Genomic DNA, 12,625 nt, shown 5'->3' with positions numbered 1-12,625 from the left:
ACCAATAAAAAACCCCGCCTTTCGGCGGGGTTTTTGTGGTACACGGGGTGGAACCCGAAAATCAGTGCGTGTGCGGAACCTGGCTGGCAGCCAGTTCTTCGTTGGTCACAGCGTTGTAGATTTTGAACTGTTCGGCATGGATGGCTGGGTCGGGCCGGAAGGACATTTTTCCGAAGTATCGTTTTTCCATCTCGATCAGCAGTTTCTCGTCTTCGTTACGCAGGCGCTCGAGCACCGATGGATGCACGACGATCCGCAGTTGGAAGTCGTTTTCATCCCGACTGCGTTTGCGGAAGATTTCGGTGAGCTTGCGCTGGATTTCCACGCTCATCGTGAGGGAACTCTTGACCTTGCCGCGGCCCTTACAGTACGGACAGTCGTCATAGACCGCCGAGCGCATACTCTCGGTGTGGCGTTGGCGCGTCATTTCCATCAAGCCAAGCTGGGAGATGGGTAACACATGGGTTTTGGCACGATCACGCTTCACTCCGTCGCGCATGCGGTTGAAGACACTCTGCTGGTCCCGCCGGGATTTCATATCAATGAAATCCAGTACAATGAGGCCGCCCATGTTGCGCAGCCGCAGTTGGCGGCAGATTTCTTCCGCCGCCTCAAGATTGACCTTGAGGATGGTGGATTCCTGGTCTTTGCCGCCCTTGTGCCGCCCGGTGTTGACGTCAATGGCCACGAGGGCCTCGGTTTCGTCAATGACCAGGTAACCGCCACTCTTGAGGGGCACCTGGCGGGAGAAGGCGCCATCCAACTGGCGCGTAATGTTAAAGCGGTCAAAGACCGGCTGTGGCTCATTGTAGAGTTTTACCTTGCCGGCGGAACGCTGGGAGATGCGGCCAATCATTTCGCGCATGCGCTCATACGCTTGCGGATGGTCGGTGACAATGCGCTCAACATCCTCGGTGAGGAAGTCGCGTACCGTGCGCTCAATGAGGTCGGGTTCTTCAAAGACGCACGTGGCCAGCGACTGGCTGCGCATGCGCTTCTGGATTTTCTCCCATTCTTCAAGCAGCAACGCGAGGTCGCGCACGAAATACCGTGCCTGTTGCCCCTCGCCAACTGTGCGGATAATCACGCCCATGCCATCCGGAATAGTAAGGCCCCGGAGGATTTTCTTAAGGCGTTGACGTTCCTCATTGCTTTCGATCTTGCGGGAGATGCCACTCTGCTCGGAGTTGGGCAGCAGCACCAGGTAACGACCGGGAAGCACGAGGTTGGTGGTGACCCGCGGGCCTTTGCTGCCGATGGGGCCCTTGGTGACCTGCACGATGATTTCGCTGCCGGGCGGATAAAGCCGGGGGATATCCCGCTGGGTGATCTTGGGTTTGTCGCGCTCGCGGCGTTTGTTTTGGTTTTCGCGTTCGACAATTTCGACACCGCTGTCGAAGCTGTTAGGCACGATATCCCAATAATGCAGGAAGGCATTTTTCTCGAAGCCGATATCCACGAAGGCGGCTTTGAGGCCGTCCTCAAGGTTGCGGACTTTACCTTTGAAGATACTGCCGACGAGACGCTCTTCGCTGGTGCGTTCGATGGTGAAGTCTTCGAGCCGCCCTTCTTCGAGCACGGCCACACGCACTTCCAACGATTCCACATTGATGATGATTTCCTTATGGGATTTCTTCACCGGGCGGATGAGCCGGCGGACCTTGTTGATGACCCGCGTGGCGGCGTGCTTGATCGTCTCCACGAAGCCCTTGGGCTGGTCGGGCACTTTGACCGGCACATAATCCTCTTTGACTTCCGCCGGCGTTTCCAGGTTGGGCTCGCGGAAATTCTGGGAACGTTTGCCGTCATCGGGCACCGGAGCGGCATCCACCTTGGCTGCCCCTTCGGGAGGCAGGCCGGCCGCCAGGTTCTCCGAGCGCTCGATCTCATGCTCGTGGCGCCGACGGTCATAGACCGAATCCGACTCCGGTTTGTCGCCCAACACTTCGGCCCGCGCATCCTGTGCGGCCTTTTCCGGCCGGTGCGGTCCCGGCCCGTGTTTTTGTCCTCCGCCGCTGGGGCGGAAACGCATGCCGCCACGTCGGCGGCCAAAAGTGCGTCCATTGTCACTACTCATAATACTTTCCTTTTTTCACGCTCGTTGATGGAGGTGAATGTTTTGCAACAGCCCGATGGCGATCAGGGAGCATAGCACTGAAGATCCGCCGTAACTTAGCAGCGGCAGTGGCACACCCGTGACGGGCATGATGCGAATGTTCATGCCGATATTGATGAACACGTGGCTGAACAGGAGGGTTACCACCCCCACGGCCAGCAATTTACCCAGGTGGTCGCCATTCCGAACCCGGGACGCGATCCTGATTCCGGTGAACAGGACCACTCCATACAGTGTGATGACACACATACTGCCAACGAACCCACTCTCCTCGGCAATGACGGAGAAGATGAAGTCGTTGTGAGCCACAGCCCGCGGCAGGTAACCCAGCGCTATTTGCGAGCCCTGCCGCCATCCTTTTCCTGTCAACCCACCGGAGCCGACGGAAATAAGCGCCTGCCGCGAGTTATACTCGTCGTTCTGCTGCTGCACTCGCAGGCGCTGCCACTCCGCCGCCGTGGCATTGGGCGGAGCAAATTTGGTATAATCCAATCCGAAATAAACTTTCAACCGCCGCTTCTGGTAATCCTGAATGGGCAATTGCCACCAGGACGCCGGCGCGAACAAAGCATAAATAATCATCAAGCTCACCAGCCCGCCGCCCACGATCCCGAACAGGGCGAGGAACCGGCGCGAGGCGCCCGCCACCAGGATCATGACCAGGCCAACGGGCAGGAAGATCAGGGCCGACCCCAAATCCGGCTCCTTGAGCACCAGCACAAACGGCAGCACCGTCATGCCAATGGCTTTCCACAGCACGCTGGGACGATTCAGCTCATGATGATGCAGGCTTAGGTAACACGCCTGGGCGACAATGAAAGCAAGCTTGGCCAGCTCGGATGGCTGCAATTGAATGGGCCCGAGATCAATCCACCGCCGCGCGCCAAAGCGCATCGCGCCCACATGGGGGATCAGCACCGCCACCAGCAGAATAATGCTGGCCCAGTAGGCGAAATAGGCAAGCCCGGCAATCTGCCGGTAATGCCACAAACTGAGCACCGTCGCCGCGGTAAACCCGAACCCGTACCAAACCAATTGCATGAAGAAACGTTGCTGATACCATGGCTGCACGCGCGCCGCCTCATTGGCCATCGTGGCGCTGAAAATGAACGCCATGCCAAACGCCATCAGGCCCAGCACCGCCAGCAGCAGCAGCCAATCCACTTTCGATTGTCGTTCGTTCAGGGCGGCATCCATCATAGCGGCGCGGCGGACAAAAGAGTATTTCCCGGCAAATGGTCGGCGGGTGGATTCCCGGCAGCAACGCGTTCCGACGCATCATGCGAGCGCATCTGGCTTCGTTTCAAAATCGCTTCAAAAATATCGCGCGCCACCGGGGCGCAGGTACCGCCACCCGAGGAGCCCTGCTCCACCATCACCACCACGGCATACTTGGGATTCTCATACGGGGCAAAGGCGACGAACCAGGTATTTTTGCCGGTGAGTTCATCAATGTGTTTCACTTCCGCCGTGCCGGTCTTGCCCCCCAAGCGCAAACCATGCACCGCCGCCTGCCGCCCTGTCCCATCCGGGTCTTCCACGTCGGCCAGCATCGCCTCGCGAATAATTTGCAAGTGCTGCGGCTTCACGTTGAGTTCACCGCGCCGGCGCACCGGGAAGATTTTCGTATCCGCCTCGCCCCCCATCGGATCCGCCGATTCAATTCGCTGGACCAGCCGTGGCCAGAACACGGTGCCGCCATTGGCAATCGCGGCGGTCATCACCGCCATCTGCACGGGATTCACCGCCAGCCGGCCCTGGCCGATGCACAGGTTGGCGGTGTCACCATCATTCCACGGGCTGCCATGCAGGCGCCATTTGAGCAGGAGATCCAAATTGGGAAAAATCCCGCTGTCGCTCTGCAGGGTGGGAATATCCACCCGCTGCCCCAAAAAGAAACGGTGCCCCATGTCAAAAATATTGGTCACCCCGGCCAGCATCCCGTAGTGAATAAAATACGTATTGCTGGATAATTTAAAGGCGCGCTTGAAATCGTAATTGCCGGCCGGCGCGGTATCCTCAATGGGACGGCTGTGCTCGGATGCACGATAGACGCCCGGGCTGTAAAAGATGTTGGTGGGATTCAGCACCCCGGTTTCCAGGCCGGCCAGGGCCGTGACAATCTTGAAGATCGAACCGGGCGCGTAGCGTTCCTGGGTGGCGCGGTTGATGAGGGGGCGCTGCTCCGGATCGTTCAATTCATTCATCACCTCATGCGTAATGGATGGAATGAATCGGTTGGGATCAAACGCGGGCGAGGAGGCCAGCGCGTAAATATCCCCGCTATGCACATCCATCACCACCACGGCGCCGCGCGTTACCTCGCCGGCATGGCGCGGCGCCTTGCGCAAGGCCTTTTCGGCGGCCTCTTGCAGCGGCAGATCAATCGTCAATACCACATTCCGGCCCGGCTCGGACGCCGACCAGATGTTTTCCGACTGCCGGTAGCCCAAGCTGTTGACGAGCACCGATTTGGCGCCCGCCTTGCCGCGTAACTCATCATCGAAATACGATTCAATGCCCACCACGCCTTTGAAATCGGGCAGCCGGTAGTTGAAGAAAGACTCCTCACCTTCCCTCGAGGTGTCATCCTTGGTGAGATAGCCCACAATGTGCGCACCGACGGATTGGCGGGGATAAATGCGCAGCGGTTGCACCACAAGGTCCAACCCCGGCGGCACCCCGGTTTGCTCTTGCAGGCGCGCAATCTGCTCCGCATTCAAATCCCGCATCACCGGCAGCGGCAACGCGAGTCGTTGGTCATAATGCTCCTGAAAATCCCGCGGGCTCAAGGTCACCGGCTGGCTCAACAACAAACCGAGTCCATGCGCGGCGTTACTGGTCACCAAATAGCGGGTCTCCTGCGCCACCCGCGTCCGTTCCTCGCGGGTAAGCTTGCGATTGTACGCCTGGCGCACGCGGGCCGATTCCTGCACCAAAGCCGGGGTATACCGGGTTTGAAACCGCCGACTGAACTCCTCCAGGTAGGCGCTGACATTATAGCAAGGCCGGTTCTCGGCGAGCGCCTGCCCGTTGCGATCCAGGATTTTCCCACGCACCGCCGGGGTGCGCACGGTGCGGAATGACTGGGCGATCTGATCATCCATGTACCGTTTGCCCGCCACCACTTGCACATACCACAAACCGCCGGTCAGGATCCCCAACCCGGCGCACACCAGGACCAGCAACATCCGCAGATGCCGGTCATTTCCGATCCAATGTTCAAATAGCAGCATGGTCAGGTGCGCCCTCGCTTTATTTGCCGATCACTGCGAAACGCCTGGGTTTTGGACAGCGGATAAGTGATGGCGTCATTGAGGGCGTCCAACAGTTTGAACCACAGAGGCGTAGACGCGGCTCCCACCAAGGTCATCACCGTCCATTGCCACAGTGTGACCCATCCCACCAAAGGCGTTTCTCCAATGCCTCCCAGCGAAAGCGCCACCATGGCGGGCATGGCCGCGCTGGCAAACAGGCCCAGCACAACTTGCGCAAACACCTCGTCCCGCAACAACAGCCGTTTCTTGCGTTGAATCAGCCACCCGATCACCAGCAACGGTAGAATCGAAATGCCCCCGGGATTCGCGGAAAACGCGTCAAAGCACAACCCACCCAGGCAGGCCAGCATCGCAATTGTTCCCGGCCCTGCGGACAAGGCCGCATAAACCATCAGGCCCGGCAGCAAATCCACCTGCGTACCCAGCAAATGCCGCGGCAACTCAAACGCAGTTTCCACAAACACCGCCAGATAGGCGGCCAGCAGAATTAATATGGGAGTGGCCCAACTCATGCCGTCCGCCGATCACCCTTTCTGTTATAGATTGTGTTCCTCATCATAATTGCTTCATTGCATCCATACCCAGACTTCATCCAAAGCACTCAGATTGGCTGCCAATTTGACCCGCGCCTCCATGTACAGTCCGTCCACGCTATGGATATCCAAAATCTGCCCGATGGGAATGCCACGATGGAAAATGCCGCCCATACCGCTGGTGAATACCCGCTGGCCGGGGCGCAATTCCGCGCCGCGCGACAGGTAGCCCAAGGTGACGAATTGATGATCCCAGATACCCGCTGGTCCCGGGGAAATGATTCCGCTATCCTTGGCCTCGGGCACGGCGGCGGCCACCCGGCACTTGGGATCGCCCAGCAAAACCACCCGGGCACTGCTGGAATGCAGTTCGGAAACCCGGCCAATCAAGCCCTCCTCCGTCAGAATGGCCGCGTTATCGCATACCCCTTGATCCGAACCGGCATCAATGGTAACCGTGCGCCACCAGTTGGCGGGATCGCGGCCAATGACCCGGACCGGTTTCAGTTTCCATCCGGTCTGCCGCTGCCAGCCAATCTGCTGGCGCAAGCGTTCATTCTCCCGCACGGTTTCCTGGGTCTGAGTGAGTTGAAAGCGTAGCGACTGGTTTTCGCGCCGCAATTGATCCATTTCCCGGAGGAGGTCGGCGCGTGGAATTACAGAATTACCGAGAGTTTCGGCAACGCGCCCGGAGGTTTGAGAGATGCCTAAAAGAGGTAAGAAGAGGCCGCCCATGGCCAGTTTAAAGCGATTCGCCACCCGTTCCGGCAGGTTGAGAACAACCAATGCCAGTGCCACAGTGCTGCCAAAAATCCAAACGTGTTTATTTAAATACATCGCCACCACGATTCCGTGGGGCGAACGCCACTAACCTTTAGCTTGCGAAGTCACGCGTTTCAGGAAATTGATCTCCTGCAAGACCCGGCCCGTGCCTTCAGCCACGGCGCTCAACGGGTCATCCGCAATATGTACCGGCAAACCGGTCTCTTCCGAAATCAAACGGTCAATGCCGCGCAATAGCGCTCCGCCCCCCGCCACCACGATGCCCCGATCCACCAAGTCGGCGGACAATTCAGGCGGACACCGTTCCAGCGTGATACGGATGCTTTCCAGAATATTCCGAAGCGGCTCTTGCAGGGCCTCGCGGATTTCTTGCGAGCGGATGGTGATTGTTTTGGGCAACCCCGCGCTCTGATCCCGGCCCTTCACTTCCAAGGTTAATTCTTGCTCCAGCGGAAATGCGGAACCAATCTTAATTTTGATTTCCTCCGCTGTGCGTTCGCCAATCATGAGGTTGTAAGCTCGTTTCATGTGTGCCATGATGGCATCGTCAAACTCGTCTCCGCCCACCCTCAGGCTACGGCTAAAGACAATACCGGCCAGGGAGATGATCGCGATTTCACAGGTGCCGCCACCAATATCCACGATCATGTTGCCCGCAGGCTCATGTACCGGTAAACCCACCCCGATGGCGGACGCCATCGGCTGCTCAATCAAGTACACCTCGCGCGCTCCGGCATGGGTCGCCGAATCGCGCACCGCCCGTTTTTCAACTTCTGTAATCCCCGACGGCACGGCAATGACCACCCGGGGGGCGATCAATTTACGGTAATGCACCTTCTGAATAAAATGCCGCAGCATCGCCTCGGTAATTTCAAACTCGGCGATCACCCCGTCCTTCATCGGACGGATGGCGATAATATTGCCAGGGGTGCGGCCCAACATCCGTTTGGCCTCCAACCCCACCGCCAGCACATTGGTCGTGCCCGCCTCAATGGCGACCACCGAAGGCTCCCGTAATACAATACCCTGATCCCGGACATACACCAAGGTGTTGGCCGTCCCGAGATCAATTCCAATATCGTTGGAAAACAGGCTTTTAATTTGCGCTAACATGCACGAAACTTCACAACGCTCAAAAAGTGATTAAGCCGGGCAACCGGCTAAAGGTCAAGCCGTTTCATAAAGTTTTTTCACCACCGCCAGGTGCCGCATTTGGGCGCAGAAGGCGTTTAGTGCTCGTACTTTACATCATACCAACCCCAACCAACGCTTGATCTCATTCAAGCGCGCCTTGGCGCTGCGTTTCTCCAAGCGCGGGAAGCGACTGCCAGCGGTAATGTAATCGTTGTTGCGGGTCAGCATCAGCTTATCCTCGCGGGTTTCAATGATGGTGATGTTCTTTTCCGCCGCGCGCAATTTGAGTTCGTGCAGCAGCAACAGCAATTCAACCGCCTCGGGCGCGGGACCAAACCGATCTCGCCATTCCTTGCGCAACTGTTCCAAATCGGTCTGGTTGGTGATCTCCGCCAGTTTCCGGTAAGCCTCAATGCGCAGCTTGGATTCGCGAATATAATCCAGCGGCAGATATGCCGGCGTCTTGCCGGGGTTACGCGGAACCATCACCGGTTGTTCCATTTCCACCACTTCATCGCGCGCCACAAACGTGGCCACCTCGCGCGGGATGTTCACGGGCAGGTCATCCGCCTTGGAGCGCGCGCGGCGAACAGGTTCAGCCTGTCCCTCCTCGCCAGGGCTGAGTGCCAGGAAATCAATGCGCGCCACCACTTCCAAACGTGGCTTAACCGGTTCCCCTTTCAGCTTGGCAACGCTTTGCTTTAATAACTGGCAGTAGAGATCAAAGCCCACGGCGGCGATGTGCCCGCTCTGCTGCGATCCCAGCAGGTTGCCCGCACCGCGAATCTCGAGATCGCGCATGGCAATCTTGAAGCCGCTGCCCAGCTTGGAATATTGCCGGATGGCGCTGATGCGCTTGCGCGCATCACTCAAGAGGGTCGCGTGGCGCGGCAATAGGAGGTACGCATACGCCTGGTGTTTATAGCGTCCCACCCGTCCGCGCAACTGGTACAGATCACTCAGGCCGAAGCGGTCGGCGCGATCAATGATGATGGTGTTGGCGTTGGGGATATCCAGCCCGCTTTCAATGATGGTGGTAGAAACCAGCACATCGGCTTCGCCGTTGACGAACTGGGTCATGACATCTTCCAGGTCATCCGCCTCCATCTGCCCGTGCCCGACCACGATCCGGGCCTTGGGCAGCAGTTGCTTGAGCCGTTGCGCGACGGATTCGATGTCAAAGACGCGGTTATGCAGGTAAAAGACCTGGCCCTCCCGGTTAAGTTCCCGCTGGATAACATCGCGCACCAAGCGCTCGTCGTATTGCGCCACAACGGTCTCAACCGGCAGGCGATCCTGCGGCGGGGTTTCAATCTTGCTCATGTCGCGCGCACCCGTCAGCGCCAAGTACAGCGTGCGCGGAATCGGCGTGGCGCTAAGGGTGAGCACATCCACCATGGTACGCAGCCGCTTTAGCTTTTCCTTGTGCAGGACACCAAAGCGTTGCTCCTCATCCACTACCACCAGCCCAAGGTCCTTGAAAACAATATCACTTTGCACCAACCGGTGCGTCCCGACGACCACATCCACCCCGCCCGTGGCCAACTGCTCCATCACGCGCGTCTGCTCACGCCGCGTGCGGTAGCGCGAGAGCAATTCCACCCGCACCGGATAATCCGCCATGCGCTCGCGGAAGGTGTTGAAATGCTGCTGGGCCAGCACCGTGGTCGGCACCAGCACCGCCACCTGCTTGCCGCTCATCACGGCTTTGAACGCGGCGCGGATCGCCACCTCGGTCTTGCCGAAGCCGACATCCCCGCAAATCAGGCGGTCCATGGGCCGGGCCACCTCAAGATCCCGCTTGGTCTCGGCAATGGCCTGCAATTGATCCGGCGTCTCTTCATAGAGAAAGGCGCTCTCGAACTCCCGTTGCCAGGGCGTATCCAGCGGATACGCATACCCCGCCTGGGTCTCCCGGGCCGCCTGAATGGACAACATGCCGGCAGCCATATCCCGCACCGCATGCTCGGCCTGCGATTTGGTCTTGGCCCAGCGCGTCCCTCCCAGCATGTTCAATGGAGGCCGCGCCTTGCCGGCGCCAACGTATTTGCTGACCAGATGCGCCTCGCTGACCGGCACATATAATACAGGCGGCGATTGCCCCGGAGTAGCGGGCGCATATTCGATGGCCAGGCATTCTTCCGTGAATGTGCTGGTCACCCGTTTGCTGTCCGCGCGCGTTGGCGACGATTCCAGCGTCTTCAACCCGGCGAACCGTCCGATGCCATGTTGCAAGTGTACCACGTAGTCGCCCTCCTCGAACTCCGTGAAATCAATATCCAGCGCCGACCGCATCACCGCGGCATGGGGCGACTTGAGCCGGCGCGGACGCTGCACCTTGTAACGGCCAAAGACCTCGGCATCCGTCACTACCACCACGCGCGCCGCCTCAAACAAAAACCCGCGTGCCAGCGCACCAAGGTGCGTGGCAGGACGCACGTCATCGGTTTCCGCCAGCCCCAGTTCCCGCCAGATTTCATCAAAACGCTGGCGTTCCCCGGCGTTGTTGCAAAACACATGCACCGCATATCCCTGGCGCAGCCACCGGTGCAATTGTTGGAAGAACTCCTTGCGTTGCGTCTCCGCCACCGCAGCCTCGGGCGCGGATGAACTCACCGGACGATAGGCATCCAGCGATTCAAAGAACAAGTCCGGCGGTTGTTCGGGCAAAACTGCGGAAGCAGATGCCGAATCCCCGACTGCGATCACCACGTCCTGAAAGTTGGCCGCATCATGCCGCAACTCTAGCATCGTCATGCCGCGCGCCGTCAATTGGGCGCGAAAAGCGTCCCAGGATAGAAAGAAGGGATCTCCGGCGGGCACCTGCGATTGATAATGCCCGGCGTGCGTATCAAGCGTTTCCGGTTCGCACAGCACAAACACCGTTTCCGGCGGCAGATAATCCAGCAGCGTGGCCAGCCCTGCCCGCGTAGCCGTCGAGGCAAGGAGACGTCCCCCGGCGATTTCGGATTTCGGAATTCGGATTTCGGAATTGTCCGCCGCCTTGTCTGGGGTGCTACCCGGAATAGGCGCAACCGGGCTTGGATTCTCCTGCCGCACCAACTGCTTGATCACCCCCAGCTCACCGGCAGGTGGCAGGCTGATCGCCTCAACCGGTTCACGCGAAATTTGCGTGTGCGGATCGAAATACCGCAAGGATTCCAGTTCATCGCCAAAGAATTCCAGGCGCACCGGCCAGGGACTCGTGAGCGGATACACATCCACGATGCCGCCGCGCAACGCCAATTCCCCCTTATGACTCACCTGCACTTCCGGTTCGTACCCTTGTGTTTCAAGCCACTCAATCAAGTCCAACGGCTCCATGCGGTCACCCCGGCGGAGAATGCGCGTGTTCTGCCGCAAATACTCCGGTGGAAACGTGCGCTGCAAGAGCGCCGTCACGCACGTCACCAGCAGCGGAACCCCCTTGCCAATGCCGGATGAAAGCGTCATCAGCGACAGGAGCGATTCCAGGCGTTCGCTGATGACATCCGCATGGGGCAGCTTCGCTTCATGCGGCAACATCTCCCACGCCGGATAAAACAGCACCGACGCGGCGGGCGCTATATTTCCCTGATTTCCCAGGGCAGGAGCGCAGGTGCCCAGCAAGGTTATCACATCCTGATGCATGATCTCCTGCGCCTTTAAGCCCTCCGTCACTACCACCACCGGGCGATTGGGCAACAACCGCTTCAGCAGTATGGTCAAAAACGGCTGGGCGGCAGGATGCACGGTATCCAACGACAAAAGCCCACCCTTCTCCACACGCGCAGGCAAATCCTGTATCGCGGGAGCAGTCAACACTCTGGCCAGCAGGTTCTCTGCCGCCACCGGCTCTGGAAACGACGCCAAGCAACGCCAAATATACCCGGAAACCGGCAGGAATAAACACGAAAAAATTGGGGAGACCAGCAAAACAGGGCTGCATCCAGCGCGTTGGTGCGTTACGAATAATACGAGGTGGGCAGAGTGGGTTGATTCGTTTGCGCCGACTCACGTTCAGCGGCGTCGGCTTTTTTAGTGAAACCAGGGAATTGTGATGAAATTGTGATAAATAGATTTTTTATCACAAAATGTGATGTTTTTGTGATGAAATGAGTTTTTTATCACAAGAGTAGAAAACCGAATGCTGACTTTTGCAGAAAAATGAACCGGCATAAAAATGGGAAGCCGGACATGGCAGAAAAATTTACTGGCAAAAGAAATTAAGACCAGAAGATGCCAAGACCGAAGACAACTTTTGCAGAAAAATTTCTGGGCAGAAAAATCAATACCAGAAGATAGATGCTGGAAGACAGAAGATGCCAGCCCGCGAAGCACGCGAATTGACGCGCAAGGAGACCGCCATTTCGGAGTTCGATATTCGGGCTTCGGACTTATGTTTATGTCATTCATGGGATCAGAATAACATGAGTTCCGCGAAAGTGGTTCCCTCCGGGAGGAGAATTCGTCAGGAGCCAGAAGCCAGGAGTTACACGAAGACAGGATGGAACAAGATGGACAGGATGGAACAAGTCCGAAGCACGAAAACGGAGATCCGAAAGAACTTTTGCAGAAAAATGAACCGGCATAAAAATGGGAAGCCGGACATGGCAAAAAAATTTACTGGCAAAAAAAATTAAGACCAGAAGATGCCAAGACCGAAGGCCGAAGCCAACTTTTGCAGAAATATTTTCGGGCAGAAAAATATAACTGAAGAAGATAGAAGCTTGGAGTAAGTAGTTGGAGCGGGCGAGGAATTTAAACCGCGAAACATGCTAAAAACGCGAAAGCTGAAAGCC

General features: G+C 57.8%; 7 protein-coding genes. All 7 read right to left on the bottom strand.

Annotation, left to right across the window (positions count from 1 at the left end):
- Window positions 1-61: 61 nt before the first annotated feature.
- Window positions 62-2,077 carry an Rne/Rng family ribonuclease gene (locus WCO56_13475; GenBank protein ID MEI7730579.1) on the bottom strand — a complete coding sequence of 672 codons (2,016 nt, stop codon included), beginning with the start codon at window positions 2,075-2,077 and terminating at the stop codon, window positions 62-64.
- A gap of 15 nt (window positions 2,078-2,092) precedes the next feature.
- Entirely contained in the window at window positions 2,093-3,316 is a 1,224-nt protein-coding gene (locus WCO56_13470; protein ID MEI7730578.1) for an FtsW/RodA/SpoVE family cell cycle protein, read from the bottom strand.
- Window positions 3,313-5,352, bottom strand: a complete 2,040-nt coding sequence (mrdA, locus tag WCO56_13465; GenBank protein ID MEI7730577.1) for a penicillin-binding protein 2 — start codon at window positions 5,350-5,352, stop codon at window positions 3,313-3,315. Before mrdA ends, WCO56_13470 begins: the two co-directional genes overlap by 4 nt.
- A gap of 2 nt (window positions 5,353-5,354) precedes the next feature.
- Window positions 5,355-5,906 (bottom strand): rod shape-determining protein MreD, encoded by a 552-nt coding sequence (mreD, locus tag WCO56_13460; GenBank protein ID MEI7730576.1) that lies wholly within the window; start codon window positions 5,904-5,906, stop codon window positions 5,355-5,357.
- 54 nt (window positions 5,907-5,960) lie between these two features.
- On the bottom strand, window positions 5,961-6,764 hold the full coding sequence (mreC, locus tag WCO56_13455) for a rod shape-determining protein MreC (GenBank protein ID MEI7730575.1): 804 nt from the start codon (window positions 6,762-6,764) through the stop codon (window positions 5,961-5,963).
- A gap of 30 nt (window positions 6,765-6,794) precedes the next feature.
- Window positions 6,795-7,823: a rod shape-determining protein gene (locus WCO56_13450; GenBank protein ID MEI7730574.1), complete on the bottom strand. Its 1,029-nt coding sequence runs from the start codon at window positions 7,821-7,823 to the stop codon at window positions 6,795-6,797.
- A 135-nt stretch (window positions 7,824-7,958) separates the two neighbouring features.
- Window positions 7,959-11,696: a transcription-repair coupling factor gene (gene mfd / locus WCO56_13445; GenBank protein MEI7730573.1), complete on the bottom strand. Its 3,738-nt coding sequence runs from the start codon at window positions 11,694-11,696 to the stop codon at window positions 7,959-7,961.
- Window positions 11,697-12,625: the final 929 nt, after the last annotated feature.

This window comes from Verrucomicrobiota bacterium (genome assembly GCA_037139415.1).
Classification (GTDB): domain Bacteria; phylum Verrucomicrobiota; class Verrucomicrobiia; order Limisphaerales; family Fontisphaeraceae; genus JBAXGN01.
Note: the sequence above shows the minus strand (reverse complement) of the source record. Positions and strands in the feature narration are given on the sequence as shown.

What these genes read in the sequence shown, in the direction of transcription:
- WCO56_13475 (MEI7730579.1), bottom strand. Translation starts at nt 2,077, where the DNA reads ATGAGTAGTGACAATGGACGCACTTTTGGCCGCCGACGTGGCGGCATG.
- WCO56_13470 (MEI7730578.1), bottom strand. Translation starts at nt 3,316, where the DNA reads ATGATGGATGCCGCCCTGAACGAACGACAATCGAAAGTGGATTGGCTG.
- mrdA (MEI7730577.1), bottom strand. Translation starts at nt 5,352, where the DNA reads ATGCTGCTATTTGAACATTGGATCGGAAATGACCGGCATCTGCGGATG.
- mreD (MEI7730576.1), bottom strand. Translation starts at nt 5,906, where the DNA reads ATGAGTTGGGCCACTCCCATATTAATTCTGCTGGCCGCCTATCTGGCG.
- mreC (MEI7730575.1), bottom strand. Translation starts at nt 6,764, where the DNA reads ATGTATTTAAATAAACACGTTTGGATTTTTGGCAGCACTGTGGCACTG.
- WCO56_13450 (MEI7730574.1), bottom strand. Translation starts at nt 7,823, where the DNA reads ATGTTAGCGCAAATTAAAAGCCTGTTTTCCAACGATATTGGAATTGAT.